Genomic DNA, 15954 nt, shown 5'->3' with positions numbered 1-15954 from the left:
GTCCGGGGCGCCCCGGCAGAAAAACGAATATGTGGTTGTTCCATCATAAGGGGATTATCTGGAATTGGTGGCCTTTGCATCACCGTTTCTCTGGTTCAGCAAACTTCTCTTTAATCGCGATAATGTTAGGCAACTCTCGTAAAAAGACATCTACCAAAGCCGGATCAAAGTGTTTTCCGCTATTCTCTTTTATCAACGCCACTGCGGCCTCAACCGTCCATGCGCTTTTATAAGGCCTTTCAGAAGTCAGTGCATCGAACACATCCGCTAATGCCGCAATGCGTCCTGCCTGAGGAATGGACTCACCAGCAAGGCCATGGGGGTAGCCACTGCCATCCCATTTTTCATGGTGGGTCAGAGCAATGTCCCGCGCCATGCGGAGTAGATCACTGTCGTCGCCTTCAAGCAGTTTGGCCCCGATTTCCGAGTGAGTCTTCATGACTTCCCATTCGCGGGGTTCAAACCGGCCAGGCTTGAGCAGTACGGCGTCGGGGATCCCGATCTTGCCAATATCGTGCATAGGACTGGCATTGAGCATCAAATCACAGTCAGCTTCGCTCCAACCCACCTCTCTGGCCAACAAGGTGCAGATATGGCTCATGCGCAGAATGTGACAACCCGTTTCTTCATCACGATATTCTGCCGCCTTCCCTAAACGTTGAACCACCTGAAGTCGGGTATGGTGTAATTCTCCGGTGCGTTCGCGCACCATCTGTTCGAGCACATCTTTTTGGTTATACAACACTCTGTGGGCAAGTTGGGCATCGAGCAGGTTTCGCACTCGCATCAACAACTCATTGCGATCAAAAGGCTTGCTGACGAAGTCTCGCGCACCGGAGTCGAGAGCGCGCAACAGATACTCCTTGGTGCGTTGGGCAGTCAGAATCAAGATTGGAGGTAATAACGGGTCCCGCAGCCTGTTAAGTTGATCAATGACCTCATAGCCATCCAGGTGCGGCATATTGATGTCCAGCAGAATCAAATCCGGCCGGTTCTCGTGGTAGGCGGTGACGACCTCCCGCGGATCCTGAATCAAAATCAGGTTTTCGTATCCCTGGCCACCTAACATGCGATCCAGAAGCTTCAGATTGGCTGCTTCATCATCGACGATAAGAATGCACGCGCGCTTGGGTTGTTTATCATTCATGTGGTGCCCTTTGTTGACTCCAGCAATGGATTGATCTTATCGAGAAACTGCCTGATATTGAGGGGTTTTGTCAGATAATCGGTAAAGCCCGCGGCCTTGCCACGCCCCACATCGCGCGGCATCGCGTTAGCGGTAATGGCAACAATCGGGGTGGCCTGAAGGTTCTCATTAGCCTTGAGTGCCTCCAACACCTGATATCCATCCATGCCCGGAAGATTGATATCCAGTAGAATCAGGTCCGGTTTCCGTGTTTGCGCCAGTTCCAATCCAAGCGCCCCGGTATGGGCTGTCAGCAAACGCAGGTGAGGAACCCGCGCTAGTATCTGACTTACCAGTTTCAGGTTGGCTGGATTATCCTCCACGTAAAGAATCGTCCGCGTCTGTTGCTCGCCGGCATTGGTGTTCCATGCCTCGAGTCCCATTGAATCGATGACACCCTCGGCAGTACTGTCAGTGTCCCTCTCTAATGGCAGATCAAGCCAGAAAGTACTGCCAACCCCTATTTCACTATTGACGGCAACAGAGCCACCCATCATTTCCATAATACGCTGGGTAATGGTCAAGCCGATGCCGGTGCCCTCAACCTCACTGGTTTCGGCTCCAAGCCGATTAAAGGGCTGAAACAACTCCTCCAACCTCGGTTCGGGAATTCCCGGGCCGGTGTCGATAACTCGAAGGTGCAAGCGGTTATCTCCTTCCGAGACAGTCTCCACAGAGACCCGCCCATTTTCCTTGTTATATTTGATGGCATTGCTGAGCAGATTAAGCAGGACTTGCTTAAGGCGAGTGCGATCAGCACGTACGGTGAACGAACGAACACCTTCGCTATCAATTTCGATGTGTCGCTTTTTCGACAATGACGCGACGAGAGACAGACATTCCTCGATGACCGAAACCAGCTCGACGGGTTCCAGGGACAGGTCGATGTTACCGGATTCGATCTTCGCCAAATCGAGCACTTCATTGATCAAGGTGAGCAAATGTTCGCCCGCTTTCAGGATTTCCTTGACGCTATCTTGATGCTCCTCCGGCAAGTCACCGTCGTACTCCATCAACTGCCCAAAACCCAGGATGGCGTTCATGGGAGTGCGCAATTCATGACTCATACTAGAGAGAAAGTCCGACTTGGCCCGGTTCGCCCTGTCTGCTTCCTCGCGCGCTGCAATCAACTCGGATTGGGAGCGTTTGCGGTCCGTAATGTCCCGCATCAAGCCAACAAAGTAACGCGATTGACCCACGAAAATTTCACTGACCGCGACTTCCATGGGAAACTCACTTCCATCATACCGTTGGCCGCTAACCTCAACCTGGCGATTCAGAATTTTCGCCTCTGCTGAATTGAGATAATGCTGTATGTATGAGTCTTGCTCAGACCGCATAGGCTCAGGCATCAAGAGGGAGACGCTCTTACCTTTCAAATCCTGCTGGGAGTAACCAAAAATTCGAGAGACAGCCGGGCTTGCCAATTGAATACTGCCCTCGGTGTCTATAACAAGAACCCCATCGACAACGGAGTCGACCACATGCTTGAACAATTCAAGCGTCTGTTCAGAAGCCTTGCGGTCATCAATGTCACTGTGGATACCAATCAACCGGATCGGTTCGCCTCTGTCGTCCCTCTCGACCACCGTGCCTCTGCATAGCACCCATTTGTACTGGCCATTTTTGCAGCGTAATCGAAGCTCAACACTGTACTGATCAGCCCGGCCCGCCATATAATCATGAAGATGTTGTTGAACGGTGCCCAGGTCGTCCGGATGCACCTCCCCTATCCAGGTATCGATGGTTGGTTCAAGATCACCATACTCAAAACCCAGCATCGGCTCGTAGTTGCCCGAAAGCGCCATCTCACCGCTCAGCACATTCCAGTCCCAGACACCATCGCCGGCACCCTCTACAGCAAACGCAAAGCGCTGCTCCGTCTCACGCAATCGATTCTCAGCTACAATACGCTCAGTGATGTCCTGTACGGTGCCAGCCAGCCGAATCAGTTTTCCCTCGTCGTCGACTTCTGCCCGCGCCAGTTCATGCACATGTCGGATGTCGCCATCAGGGCGGACAATCCGGTGAATCAAGTCGTGACGGCCGGTCGTTTGGGACAATCTTTCGCTTTCACGAACCCGGGAGCGGTCCTCTGGGTGAACTGCGTCATGGAAAGCTTCAACATTGGGCTCGATTTCACCAGGCTCGTATCCAAAGATGCGGTAAATTTCATCAGACCAGGTTAAGTGGCCAGACTCGATCTCAGCGCTCCAGTTTCCCAATGAGGCAAGAGATTGAGCCTCTTCCAAGGCTTTCTGCCGGCGAGAGAGTTCTAATTCAGCATGTTTTCGGTCACTGATGTCCTGAACAACCCCCAGCATGCTCAACGCCTTTCCCTCAGAATCACGTACTACCGCTCCACGCTCTGCCAACCAGCAGATCGTCCCGTCAGGCCAGACCACCCGGTGCTCGATATGGTAAGGAACGTCGCTGTTTATGCAAGCATTCACGGCATCTGTCACGGCTTGACGATCATCCGGATGAATCGCGGCCAGAAAGTTGTCATACGAGGTTTCCAGATCGCCCTCCGGGTATCCGAACAGTGGCGCAATGCGCTCCGTCCAGAACAACTCGCCTGTCACAATGTTCCATTCCCACGTGCCGATATTGGCAAACATCTGCCCGCGACGAAGTCGCTCCTTCGAGGTCTGCGCGTTATTATTACTCTTGGCGCGCTCCAGTGCGCTGCCAATAAAACCCGCCAGCAGGCTGAATAAGCCCGTCGCTGTTTTGTTCCAGTCGCGAGCGGAGCCAACCTGATCAAACCCCAGGAAACCCAGTGGCCGATATCCTCCCCGCCTGATAGGAAAGCCACACAGTGCCCGAATGTTCAGGGACTCAAACATTTTCCTCTCCACTGCCGCCTCCGGGGGCAGCGCAGCCATGTCGTTGACAAGTACGGGGTGTTCTTCCAATACCTGCTCCCACCACCAGGGGGCGAACGTTCGTGGGAGGTTCTGCAACTCCTCTTTCTGAGCGGATATACCAGGAGCACACCATTCGTGGCTGTTACTCATGCTCTGTCCGTCATCCGAGAGCAAGAACAAATAGGCGTGATCCGCGCCCAAATGTTTGCCTGCCTGTCCGAGCACCCTTTCAATGACGTCATCCAGGTTATCGGAATCCGCAGACAACAGGTTGTCCGCTGCATTTCCTATAACCTCCCTCGCAGCATTTTCCTGACGCTGAGCTGCCTCTCTGACTTTGACCTCCGTGATATCGGTACGGATCGAAACGTATTGATAGGGCCTACCAGAACTATCGAGGAAAGGCGTAATGGTTGTGGACACCCAGTACAGTGAGCCATCTTTGCGTCGGTTACAGACCTCGCCCTGCCACACATCACCCTGGACTATAGTTCGCCAGATATCGCGATAAAATGTCGGTGGATGCTCGCCGGATTTGACAATGCGATGATTCTGTCCAAGCAATTCATCCCGACTGTAACCGCTGACTTGGCAGAAACGATCGTTAACCTCGATGATGTCGCCTTTGGTGTTAGTAACGCTCACTAAAGCATGGTAATCCAACGTCAGATGTTCACGTTCGCGTTCGTAGAGAGTCGTACGCAGGCGGCTCTGGATTTCTGTATTCTGACGCGCCCTTCGCGCCCGCGCCGTTACTGAAGAGACCAAATATTCCGGTCGTACGGGTTTAACAAGGAAGTCATCTCCGCCGAGATTGAGCGCCCGCAACTGCTCCTCCATGTCGGTTTCAGCAGAAAGAAACAATATCGGTAGGCTTAGGTGATCCTCTTGCTCACGCACAACAGCGGCTAATTCTGGCCCGCTGACATCGGGCATATAAACGTCAAGGACCAGTACATCAGGATTGAAGGTGCTCAGAACATCCAGGGTGTCACGGGGGTTAGATAAAGCGTGTACAATCATGCCAGCACCGCGGAGAACAGATGCTCCTGCCTCGAGCAACAATGGATCATCATCTACCAGCAAAATCCTGTAAGGGTCTGGCGGCATTCGGCCGGTTAAACTGTCAAGTAAGTCAATGAGTGCAGGCGCGGCGATCGGTTTAAGCAAATAACGGCTCGCGCCCGCGCGAAAAGCAGCGAGCCGAGCATCTAGGTCATCTCGCACCGAGACGAACACGACCGGCGGAAAGCATTCCAGTTCTGTCTTCAACTCCTCCAAAAGTGTGACGCCGGCGCTATCACCTTCTGGAAAAATCATGTCCAAAATTACAGCGTCAGGCAGTGCTTTTTGAGTGCAGGCAGCTCGGAAACCGTTCAGGGAGTTAAACAGTTTCACCTGGTAGCCTTGGTCACTTAGAGTCCGGGAAAGATGTTCAGCCTGTTCGACATCATCCTCAACAAGATACACCAGCGGCGCCCCATGAGCGCGCAGTCTGGACGTCGGTGGCAAAAGATTGACAGCTTCACTATTAAGCCCACTGCGCACCAGTTGTTCGATACGCACCAACCCAGCCCCGATAGCCTGCCAGGCCTCTTTCTCTGGTGGAGCCGCCGTCTCAATGATGGCCTTGAGTTTGTTATCCACCTCCCGAGCAGCGATCGAGAGTGACTGCAGCCCGAAAGTCCCAGCGCTGCCGGTTAAGCTGTGTAAATGGCGATGAAGCGCCTCCGCCTTTGCAGGTTGCCAATCAGTTAATTCAACCGCCGAGTACTCTGAACATAATTCCGTAGCACGAGCAGGAAGAGAAAAAACAAATCGACGTTGGAGGTCTTGGAGTTCCGAGCCGAGAGAGGACAATGACTGTTTTCCTTTTATTTCTTTGCCTGAGGACATTATTAGAAATGTACATAAGTCATACAGACAAGTAAATTACTTAAAAATCGACCATCCCGACGTTAAATTCTTGAAAAACATGAAACTTTGAGCGGGCGATCGCAGCCCTTGATCAAAACGGCAGAAAAAAACAACCCATGCTTGTGAATTAACTGGTTACCAACCGAAATGTTCCCGTCAGTAATGGCGCAAATATTCTTTCAACAACATTCCCCAAAAGACAGATCACTCACATTAACGATGAATTCATCGATATCAGGGCGTACTGCAGATTTCGGAATTCTGGCCATAACCATGAACACGGGGTCAAGTGAACGGAAGATGCTCTTTCCCAAAGTAAAGCAAATAATCGCAATTCGGTTAGCATTCTGGAGGAAGCGGTTTTAATTTGAGAGGCCTGTCGGGGTAAGTTCATATACCCTGTTCGTCAAAGAAGTGTTCTGCTGGAACCGAAGATCAGGGCAAAAACTGGGCTTTCAAGTCCGCGCAACCAGGGCCAACCACCGGCATGTCGAGCAGAACAGCCTGAGATGTCATAAAGGGAATGCCCCGCCGGTGTCCGTCAACCAGTAAAGTCGCAAGGCTGCCAACGAATGGCATGTGCGAGATCAGCATGAGTGGAGATGCGTCGGTTTCCAGAAGGGCGTCAAGGCACTGCCCCGGGTCATCATCCGGGGTAATGAACGACTTTTCTTCCACGGGGCAATTCAGGATTTCCGCGACGATGGCAGCGGTCTGCCGAGCCCTTGTATAGGGGCTACTCCATATTATTTTGGGCCGCCAGGGAGACTCAGCAATCTGGACCGCCGCTTCCGCAACGTGTTGTCTGCCGGATTCCGTCAGTTCCCGCTCCTGATCAACCGTATGCCAGCCCGCTTCACCATGACGCATAATCAGCAATTGCACAGACAAACCTCCACACGGGTGCCCTACTGGCTGATGGTACGCGGAAGAATAAATTCAACATCCGAATTCTGCACAGCCATCATCAGGCTGTTAATAACCGCACTGATTGAGGCTGTGCCGTACAAGATCTCGTAAAGGCCCCGAACCAGCGGCATGTATATACCGATGTCCGAGGACTTTTCCTGCACCAGCTTCAGCGTGTAAATGCCCTCAGCGACCTGCCCTAATTCTGCAACGGCGTCGTCCAGCTTTTTACCCTTGCCAACCGCGTAACCGACCCGGTAGTTCCGGCTCTTGGAGGATGTGCAGGTCACGATAAGATCGCCCACGCCCGCGAGCCCCATGAATGTCATCGGATTAGCTCCAAGGCTGACCGCAAAGCGACTCATCTCTGCGAGCCCCCGGGTAATAAGCATGGCCTTGGCGTTTTCGCCCATATCCAGCGCTGTCGCCAGGCCAGCTACTATGGCGTAGATGTTTTTCAGTGCGCCAGCGAGTTCAACGCCGTAAATATCGACGTTGGCATAAACACGAAAATATTCACACCCGAGCAGGTCCTGAACAGTGCGCCGCACATCCGGATCCTTCGCGGCAATGACGGTCGCTGTCAGATCCCGGTTGGCAATCTCTGCAGCCAGGTTCGGGCCACTCAGGACACCGATCCGACAGCGGGGCACCTCCTCCTGGAGCACCTCACTCATGAGCTTGAAACCCTGCGCCTCAATGCCTTTGGTCAGACTGACAATAATCTGGCCATCCCGGAACTGGTCGCTGTTTTCACGTATGACGGATCGAAAAGCTTTGCTGGGAATGGCAACGAATACTACGTCTGCCTTACCCACGGCATCGGAGAGGCTGGTCGTCGGCCGGATATCTCCCGTGAGCTGAATGCCAGGCATATATCGGCTGTTGATGCCTGTACTTGCTATTTCCTGCACCTGGGCTTCGTCGCGCATCCAGAAGTGAACACGATGTCCGTTTTCGCCCAGCACTTTGGTCATCGCGGTCCCGAAGCTGCCGCCCCCCAAGACCGCAACGTCGTGTCCTGGCCCCGGGGACCCGTTACCGTTAGGCTCGTTCTGTTCAGGCATAGTTCATCCATTGTGTTGTCTAATCAGGTGGTAACCCGGATTTACAGCGGTCGCAGAGGCGTCAAACCGCTTAGCCGGGCTCCTCACATTCCAGAGCGCGCACCAGATTCTTGAACTCATCCCTGTTTCGCTTGTTCAGGCCCATCAGCACCTTGTGTGCATCCAGAACCTTGTCCCGGACCTGCTGTTCGCTGGCTTTGAGTACAGGAATCTCTTCAAGCTCTTCAATGCGGGAAGCAGGTTCGCGGACAATGATAAAGATCTTGTCGAACCCCATGGACGTGATAATGCGGGTGATATCCGGGTTAGTGGAGATCAGAGTAGGCAGGAAATGACTTTGCTTCTGGGCCGCCATGGCAATTTTCGCCAACAAGCCAAGTGTGGTGCTATCGATAATCTCGGTTTCCGTGAGATCGATTACCACTGTTTTGAACTCAGGATCCTGGGTGATCGACTCAACCAGATTGTCCAGCGTCGAACACAGGTTCAGCCGGATTTCCCCGATAAACTTCAGAACGTATATGCCCTGTTTTTCAGCTTGCAGGATCTTGTAACCAGCCATGTTCCACACTGCCACTATTTCGACGACGTGTTGTCTGTACCGTTTATGGTATCAGTAACCGACACGATAGCGATATCGTCCGGTAATTCGGTGATCTCGTCGAGATCCAGTGCCTCGCTCAAAGATTCGATAGTGTGACGACCTCCCGATACGAGTTCAAGTAGTGTCTGTTCCTTTTCATCGAGACTTTTTGCCTTGATAACCTCAAGAATCCCGTCCGAAAACAGGATCAGGTGGAAGGGCTTGTCCAGAGGCACCTGATAGACCTCCCATTCTGGCGCCTCAAACAACCCTACCGGCAACCCGCTGCCCTCCAGAAAGGCAGTCTTCCCCCCCTCAAAAGACAGGATAGGCATCGGGAAATGAGCGCCTACTGAATAGCGTAATGTACGTTCACTCATGGAAATGATGCCAACAAACACGGTCACATGTTTGCCGAGGCCTGTGTCGAGTAGTTCGGAGTTGATTCGCTCAAGAACCCGTTCGGGATAAAGAATGTCATCGCTCGACTGCCTGCGCAGGTTGCGCTGCAGCCTGTTGGTCAAGTTTTTCAGCAAGACCGTCACGAAGGCGGAGCTGGCCCCGTGCCCGGATACATCCGCTATGTAAACCAACACTTTGTCTTCGGAAATCCGGAAATAGTCCAGGAAATCGCCGCTCAAGTAGAGTGAAGGTTTGATCAGATGGTCTATCTGGAGGCCAGACATATCCTGCTCCCGGTCCGGGAGCATTCGTAACTGAACCTTGCGCCCTGCGCGCTGATCCGCCCTGAGCTCGGCAATACCGGCGCGCAGATCACGGTTGGCTTCTTCCAGCTCATGCCGGTAGAGCTGATTGAGACGATTTACCCTGACCCGGTCGAAAAGTTTCTCGATAATGTCATCAAGTGCGCCTCTATCCTCGTTGCAAGGCTTGAGGACGAAATCTGCGGCCCCGGCACGAAGTGCGTGGACAACATCCTGGCTGGACTCGCTGCATGAGCATGCGACGATAGGAGTGAAGGTTTCTGCCTCTTCCAGCCTTGCGGAAAGATCCGCGATTGCTTCCGGCGACAAGTCTGCAAAGATGACATCCGGGATGTTATCGTCAAACAGCGCCTTTGCTGACGAAAGGTCTGAATGGCCTATGACATAAAAGCCGCGGGCCTCCAGATACCGGGACAGATTCTCCCGAGCCTTTTTATCAGCATCAATAATCAATATGCGCTCAGTGCGCGAAGTCATGGCTGCTGCCCTAAACTACCAGCGATAAACGAAAAATCCGCGTTAATAAGGCTATTCTGGCATGACCCTGTGATATAACAAGGCCAGTTTAAGGAAATTGGGAGATTCATTGCGATGAGACGTGCCGTAAATGATTTACTCGGTGCTTATGACAAGCTGATTATGGACCCGGTTCACGGTGGGATTCCGCTATATCGGCACGAGATCGAGGTCATTGATCATCCATTGTTCCAGCGCCTTCGCAATATTTGCCAAAACGACATACTGAGCCTGGTATTCCCCGGCGCAACTCACTCGCGCTTTCTTCACAGCATCGGCGTTATGCATGTGGGCACCCGCATGTTTCGCTCAATGATTGATGCCTATCTGCGGGAACGGCAGCTCAGCGAACAGACCGACCTCAGCCTTAGCCAGTTGGACGCCATTGATTACCTCGCGAAAACTATTCGCCTTGGGTGCCTGTTGCATGACAGCGGACATTCGAGCTTTTCACATCAATTCACGCAGGCCCGGCGCATTCGTGAACTTATGTCCCGGCCCGACCGCTTCCGGGATCTCTGGTTAGGCGTCGATTACTCGACTTATCATGCCGGAGTTCCTGAAGAACTGGAGCATGAACACTACTCGGTCAGGGTCGCTCATGATGTGCTTGCAGCTATTGACCTGGAAGCTGCCGGGCTGTTTGCCCAGGATGTCATCGGCATCATGGAGACAACCGAGGTGCATCCCAGTGAAACTTTTCGCAAGCATGCGCGAACCTTCTGGGGGTTTATCGCCGGGGAAGACGCCGAGGCCGGCTCACTGATCAGTGACGACATTCCGCGCCTGGTTATGGATCTGCTCTCCTCCATCGTTTCCGGAGAGATAGACGCGGATCGGGCCGACTACATGCTCCGCGACGGCTTCCACTCGTCCGTGACCATCGGTGGTTTCAATCTCGATCACCTGCTCAGCAATCTTCGGTTTGGCTGGGACGTTTCAGAGCCCTGGCTTGGTCTGGCAATTACCCAGAAAGGGCTTGGCGCCCTGGAGGACTTTGTTTACAGCCGGCACCAGATGTACCGAAAAGTCTATGCCCACAAAACCGCCTTGGGGTTCGACTGGCTGCTCCGGGAAGCCATTAATGAAGTACTGGAAGATCCGGAGAGCTTTGAGTGGGTGGATACCTGCCTGAACGATATGAGGTTCTTCGCCGAACTTACCGACAATTTTTTCTGGGAAGCTTTTCGCAAGGTCGCCCGCAGGGACCCGGGAAGCTTCTCCTTCTGTATTGTGAACCGGGTCAAACTGAACCACCTCGATACCCGTGAAGACCTGTCTCAAAAAGGTATAGCCCGACACAGCGCGTGGCTTGCCCAGGAACTCGGGCTCGACCCGGCCCACGTAGTGACTTGCTCCATGAGAGCCCGATTTTCAAACATTCAGGATAATTTCAATGGAATCAAAGTACTGACCCGCGATCCCATCGACCGATCAAGATCGCTCAAAAAAATCACGGATGTCAGCGCCTTTTTCAGCAAGTTCAGTGACGGCACAATCACCCATTTTTACACTCGCCCCGATGTTACCAGGCAAGCCACTGAAGGGCTGTCGGAATAGCCTCAGCCCTAGGGCATCATGGCCCGGACAAGACTACTGGCGCTGTTGAAAGCACCCTCAACCCGCCCTCCGCTAAGCCAGTCTCCGGCAATACCAATACCTTCTTGCGAAAACCAGAGGTGCCCGGGCTGATGCCCGCCTTCTGAGCGAGCGTAAAGCCAGCGATGGGTAACCACGTTGTCCGGCTGGCCGTCAAACCCCGTTACTTCCCCGAAGGCGCCAATCAACTCAGCTGCAACCTGGTCAGCGGGTGTTTCAACGTGTTCTTCGCTCCACTCCGGACTGGCATGCAGCACCCACCATTGCCCCGAATCGTCCCGACCGGGCTTACTCGTATTGTTGGCCACCCAAAAAAGCACCGGGTGCTCTACTCTCATGCCCTCATGACGGGACCACGGTGCCTGTTCAAAATGAGCGGCAACTGCCCAGCAAGGCAGAAGGTGCTGAATCGGTTCGTCGAGATGAGTTGCCAGACCTTCAAGACCACTCCCCTTGAGGAGGTCCCTCGCCTGTGCCGGCGGTGCGGTGATGATGACGTGCTCGAAATCCCCGAGCGGCTTCCCGCCTTCATCGGTGACAATCCAGCCCGTATCTTTCCGGGCAAGCTTTCCCACCCTCGTGTTCGCAACGACGTTTACATGGCCGGAAAGAGCCCGGGAAATTGCCGTCATCCTGGGAGTTCCAACATACCTCGGTTCTTCCGGAAAGCGACTCCATTCTTCCCCGGCGTTACGAAACCCGAAGCGCCCATGCCAGACCTCGAAGGTCTCTTTACCGGCGTATTGACGGAGAAAAGGTATAAAGTCCGGATTTCGCGCGGTGAAGTACTGGGCACCGATGTCTGCCGAGCCCTCACCGACCCGTTTTGAAGCCAGCCTGCCCCCGGGCCCCCGACTTTTTTCAAACACGGTGACATCGTAGCCATGCGCTTGCAGGATAATCGCAGCGGTCAGTCCGGACAGCCCTGAACCAACAATGGCAACGCGGCGTATGTGTGGTACCTGAGACGTTTCATTAAACATGGCTAATGGTGCATCCAAATTCAGTAGTTAGATCGTAGAACCCTGCAGGTGTTTTGTCTGGCCAAACCGGTTGACGACGCTGTTCAGGTTCACTTTCAGAAAGAAGGGCAACAAGGGTATGACCCGAGTGCAAAACTGGCTTACAAACATTCAGAGATGGTTCGATTCTGCGGCGGGTTCGGATCACCTGGACACCAGCTCACGTTCCTTTAACTTCATTCGCGTGATTCCTTTCATAGCGCTCCATCTCGCTTGCCTTCTTGCCTTCTACACCGGCGTCAGTGTATTCGCCGCGGTGTTCGCACTGGCTTTCTTCCTGATCAGGATGTTCGCAATTACCGGCTTTTACCACCGCTACTTTGCACACAAGACATTCAAGACGAGCCGCTCGGCACAGTTCGTATTTGCTGTTCTGGGAGCCAGTGCAGCGCAAAGAGGGCCACTTTGGTGGGCTGCGCACCATCGCCATCACCACCAACACTCGGATAAAGAACAGGACCTTCACTCGCCCCATCAGGGCGGGTTCTGGTGGTCGCACATGGGATGGTTTACCTGTGATGCCGGTTTTGCCATGGATGAACGCAGGGTCAGGGACTGGATAAAGTTCCCTGAGCTCCGCTTTATCAATCGGTTTGACGCCATTGTACCGGCGGTGGCCGCCGTTGCGATTTTCGGGCTGGGTGAAGCACTGGCTGCATGGGCTCCGGGACTCGGCACAAACGGCCTCCAAATGCTGGTGTGGGGTTTCTTCATCTCGACCGTGGCGCTGTTTCATGCCACCGTCTCGATCAATTCCCTCTCCCATGTCTGGGGCAAACGCCGTTTTGAAACCCCAGACGATAGCCGGAACAACTTCTGGCTGGCGCTGCTCACGCTGGGCGAGGGGTGGCACAACAACCATCACCGGTGGCCACAATCGGTTCGACAAGGATTTCGCTGGTACGAAATCGACGTTACCTGGTACATGCTCTGGATACTCTCGCGGCTCGGGATTATCTGGGAGCTGAACCCGATTCCAAAGCACATTCAGGAAGAAACCCGCCAACTGGACAAGATGGGGAGGACACGTTCATGACTATCGCCTCAGTAATTGAAGTCGGATCCCGTAACTCCGCCGTTCCGGCAACACTCGATCACTTCCGGACGCTCTTCAACGAGCTGGACAAGGGAAACCTGAAAAAGCTGGCTCAGGTCTACAGCGAAGATATCTGTTTCCAGGATCCCCTGGGGGCGGTTCAAGGGCTCGACAACCTGACCCGTTATTTTGCCGGAGCCTATGCCAATGTGATCGAGTGTCGGTTCGACTTTGGCGATGCGGTGGTGAACGGTCCTTTTGCCGCCATCCCCTGGGTGATGCATCTCAAGCACAAACGGATCAACAAGGGTCAGGCAATAAAGGTCGACGGGATAAGCCACCTGCAAGTCAGGGACGGCATGGTGTGTTATCACCGCGACTACTTTGATGCCGGCCAGCTCCTTTATGAAAATCTGCCAATGGTTGGCCGTGTTATTCGCTGGATAAAGGGCCACGCAGGATGAGCATCCGTCTTCAAAACACCTCCAACATCTGGATAACCGGTGCCAGTTCCGGGATTGGTGAAGCGCTCACTGAAGCGTTGGCGCGCGGCGGGCACCGATTAATTATAACGGGGCGCCGAGAGCAACCCCTTGAACAGCTTCGGTCCCTTGCACCGGAACGCATCCTCCCGGCACCAGGTGACACCACCAGCAAGGCGGACCTCTCGGACATTGCGAGCATACTTGAGGACCAGGGCGACCTGCATATGGCGGTCCTCAATGCAGGAACCTGTGAATATCTGGACATTACCCATTACAACAGCGACGTCATTGAGAAGAACATCCACACCAATGTGATTGGCACTGCGCGGTGCGTGGATATAGCCTTGCCGGCACTCAGGCGAACCCGGGCCAAAGGCCACCCCGCGACATTGGTCATTGTCAGCTCCTCTGCCTGGTGGTTTCCGTTTGGTCGGGCCGAGGGCTACGGTGCTTCGAAGGCTGCCCTGACCTATTTTGCACATTCGCTGCGAGCCGATTTGGCCGCAGAGGGCATTGATGTGGTTGTTGTCTCCCCCGGTTTTGTAAAGACACCTCTGACAGACCGGAACGATTTCCCGATGCCTTTCCTGGTAGAAGCAGACGATGCGGCAGAGCGCATTGTGAGTGGACTGGCCAAAGGCCACAACGAGATAGCCTTCCCCAAGCGATTTACGTGGATGTTGCGCATCCTTGGCGCACTGCCCAGGCCGGTCATTGACCGGATGGCAGCCAGCATGTCCCGCAAGAGTAAAAACTAACAGGATGATAGTGAATGAGTAACAAGCGTCAGCGTGTTGCGGTGATCGGGGCGGGTGTTTCCGGCCTGACAACCGCGTGGGTTCTGGCTGAAAGGCACGACGTACAATTGTTTGAGGCGGGCGACTACGCTGGCGGACATACGAATACCGAGCAGGTGAAAGCGGGTGGCCGGTCCTGGCCTGTAAATACTGGCTTCATCGTTTTCAACGACTGGACCTACCCTAACTTCATCCGCTTGATGGATCGACTGGGCGTGCCGTCCGAGGTCAGCGACATGAGCTTCAGCGTGGACTGCAGCTCGACTGGGCTTCAGTACAACGGGACAAATCTGAATACGCTTTTTGCTCAGCGGAAAAACCTGCTGAACTTGCCCTTCCTGAAAATGGTCACGGAAATCCTGCGATTCAACAAAGAAACCCGTGCGGACCTTGAATCAGGTGCCATCGACGATAACGAAACCCTCGGCGAATACCTGAACCGCAAGGGTTACTCCCGTTATTTTCGGAACTTCTACATTGTGCCTATGGGGGCTGCCATATGGTCAGCGCCTGAAATCGTTCTGGAACAATTCCCTATCCGGTTCTTCCTGCAGTTTTTCAATAATCACGGCATGTTGTCGGTAGATGATCGTCCGACCTGGCGTGTAATTTCCGGCGGATCAGCTCAATACGTCCAAAAAATGATGGAGCGGCTCGGTGACAGGACTCACCTCAATAGCCCGGTAGAGAGCGTGCGGCGGCATAGTGAAGGAGTAACGGTCAGAGTCAATGGTCAAGACCAGCAGTTCGACCAGGTCGTGCTCGCGTGCCACAGCGACCAGGCGCTGGCTATGCTTGCTGACCCTACGGATCAGGAACGTGATGTCCTCGGCGCCATCGGTTACCAGCAGAATGATGTGGTTCTGCATACGGACAGCAGCGTTCTTCCGGATAACCGGAGAGCCTGGGCCGCATGGAATTACTACATTCCGAAGCACAGTACCGAACCCGTTTCTGTCACCTATAACATGAACATTCTGCAGAACTTTGGCGACGCACCTGAGACCTTCTGTGTCACGCTGAACCGTAGCCACGATATAGCTCCGGACAAGGTTATCAAGCAGTTCAGTTACGCCCACCCGGTGTTTACGCTGGAGGCCGTTGCGGCCCAGCGACGATACAGTGACATTGGTAATCGCAACCGCACCCATTACTGCGGCGCCTACTGGTTCAATGGTTTCCATGAAGACGGTGTTTGCAGCGCGTTAAGAGTCATCCAAGACTTCGGGATGGAGCTATAAC

Annotated in this window: 12 protein-coding genes; 5 read left to right on the top strand and 7 right to left on the bottom strand. The window is 53.8% G+C overall.

Annotation, left to right across the window (positions count from 1 at the left end):
* Window positions 1-79: 79 nt before the first annotated feature.
* The 6 genes from BKP64_RS05345 to BKP64_RS05320 form a co-directional block, all read right to left on the bottom strand.
* Window positions 80-1147, bottom strand: a complete 1068-nt coding sequence (locus BKP64_RS05345; RefSeq protein WP_070966955.1) for an HD-GYP domain-containing protein — start codon at window positions 1145-1147, stop codon at window positions 80-82.
* Entirely contained in the window at window positions 1144-5703 is a 4560-nt protein-coding gene (locus tag BKP64_RS05340; RefSeq protein WP_236953994.1) for a PAS domain-containing protein, read from the bottom strand. Before BKP64_RS05340 ends, BKP64_RS05345 begins: the two co-directional genes overlap by 4 nt.
* A gap of 705 nt (window positions 5704-6408) precedes the next feature.
* Window positions 6409-6858: a SixA phosphatase family protein gene (locus BKP64_RS05335; protein WP_070966949.1), complete on the bottom strand. Its 450-nt coding sequence runs from the start codon at window positions 6856-6858 to the stop codon at window positions 6409-6411.
* 23 nt (window positions 6859-6881) lie between these two features.
* On the bottom strand, window positions 6882-7949 hold the full coding sequence (locus BKP64_RS05330) for an NAD(P)H-dependent glycerol-3-phosphate dehydrogenase (RefSeq protein ID WP_070966947.1): 1068 nt from the start codon (window positions 7947-7949) through the stop codon (window positions 6882-6884).
* Window positions 7950-8019: 70 nt separating this feature from the next.
* Entirely contained in the window at window positions 8020-8511 is a 492-nt protein-coding gene (locus BKP64_RS05325) for an STAS domain-containing protein (protein ID WP_070966944.1), read from the bottom strand.
* A gap of 14 nt (window positions 8512-8525) precedes the next feature.
* On the bottom strand, window positions 8526-9734 hold the full coding sequence (locus BKP64_RS05320; RefSeq protein ID WP_070966941.1) for a PP2C family protein-serine/threonine phosphatase: 1209 nt from the start codon (window positions 9732-9734) through the stop codon (window positions 8526-8528).
* Between the two features lie 114 nt (window positions 9735-9848).
* Between BKP64_RS05320 and BKP64_RS05315 the strand changes: the two genes are divergently transcribed.
* Entirely contained in the window at window positions 9849-11333 is a 1485-nt protein-coding gene (locus tag BKP64_RS05315; RefSeq protein WP_070966938.1) for an HD domain-containing protein, read from the top strand.
* A gap of 8 nt (window positions 11334-11341) precedes the next feature.
* Here the strand turns inward: BKP64_RS05315 and BKP64_RS05310 are convergent, their stop codons facing one another.
* Complete coding sequence (locus BKP64_RS05310) at window positions 11342-12355, bottom strand: NAD(P)/FAD-dependent oxidoreductase (protein WP_070966936.1); 1014 nt, start codon at window positions 12353-12355, stop codon at window positions 11342-11344.
* Between the two features lie 118 nt (window positions 12356-12473).
* Between BKP64_RS05310 and BKP64_RS05305 the strand changes: the two genes are divergently transcribed.
* From BKP64_RS05305 to BKP64_RS05290, 4 genes are read left to right on the top strand one after another with little or no spacing between them, the layout of a single operon-like run.
* Window positions 12474-13430, top strand: a complete 957-nt coding sequence (locus BKP64_RS05305) for an acyl-CoA desaturase (RefSeq protein WP_070966933.1) — start codon at window positions 12474-12476, stop codon at window positions 13428-13430.
* A complete protein-coding gene (locus BKP64_RS05300; protein ID WP_070966930.1) occupies window positions 13427-13894 on the top strand; it encodes a nuclear transport factor 2 family protein in 468 nt (155 codons plus the stop codon). The genes BKP64_RS05305 and BKP64_RS05300 overlap by 4 nt, the downstream gene beginning before the upstream one ends.
* Window positions 13891-14673, top strand: a complete 783-nt coding sequence (locus BKP64_RS05295) for an SDR family NAD(P)-dependent oxidoreductase (protein ID WP_070966927.1) — start codon at window positions 13891-13893, stop codon at window positions 14671-14673. The genes BKP64_RS05300 and BKP64_RS05295 overlap by 4 nt, the downstream gene beginning before the upstream one ends.
* A gap of 14 nt (window positions 14674-14687) precedes the next feature.
* Window positions 14688-15953 (top strand): NAD(P)/FAD-dependent oxidoreductase, encoded by a 1266-nt coding sequence (locus BKP64_RS05290; RefSeq protein ID WP_070966925.1) that lies wholly within the window; start codon window positions 14688-14690, stop codon window positions 15951-15953.
* The last annotated feature ends 1 nt before the right edge of the window (window position 15954 follow it).

It is taken from the genome of Marinobacter salinus (assembly GCF_001854125.1).
Taxonomy (GTDB): Bacteria; Pseudomonadota; Gammaproteobacteria; order Pseudomonadales; family Oleiphilaceae; genus Marinobacter; species Marinobacter salinus.
This window is presented reverse-complemented; position numbering and strand designations above follow the sequence as displayed.

Excerpts from the sequence above, each read along its gene's own strand:
- BKP64_RS05325 (WP_070966944.1), bottom strand. The coding sequence starts at position 8,511 with ATGGCTGGTTACAAGATCCTGCAAGCTGAAAAACAGGGCATATACGTT.
- BKP64_RS05295 (WP_070966927.1), top strand. The coding sequence starts at position 13,891 with ATGAGCATCCGTCTTCAAAACACCTCCAACATCTGGATAACCGGTGCC.
- BKP64_RS05330 (WP_070966947.1), bottom strand. The coding sequence starts at position 7,949 with ATGCCTGAACAGAACGAGCCTAACGGTAACGGGTCCCCGGGGCCAGGA.
- BKP64_RS05305 (WP_070966933.1), top strand. The coding sequence starts at position 12,474 with ATGACCCGAGTGCAAAACTGGCTTACAAACATTCAGAGATGGTTCGAT.
- BKP64_RS05300 (WP_070966930.1), top strand. The coding sequence starts at position 13,427 with ATGACTATCGCCTCAGTAATTGAAGTCGGATCCCGTAACTCCGCCGTT.
- BKP64_RS05315 (WP_070966938.1), top strand. The coding sequence starts at position 9,849 with ATGAGACGTGCCGTAAATGATTTACTCGGTGCTTATGACAAGCTGATT.
- BKP64_RS05290 (WP_070966925.1), top strand. The coding sequence starts at position 14,688 with ATGAGTAACAAGCGTCAGCGTGTTGCGGTGATCGGGGCGGGTGTTTCC.
- BKP64_RS05310 (WP_070966936.1), bottom strand. The coding sequence starts at position 12,355 with ATGTTTAATGAAACGTCTCAGGTACCACACATACGCCGCGTTGCCATT.
- BKP64_RS05345 (WP_070966955.1), bottom strand. The coding sequence starts at position 1,147 with ATGAATGATAAACAACCCAAGCGCGCGTGCATTCTTATCGTCGATGAT.
- BKP64_RS05320 (WP_070966941.1), bottom strand. The coding sequence starts at position 9,734 with ATGACTTCGCGCACTGAGCGCATATTGATTATTGATGCTGATAAAAAG.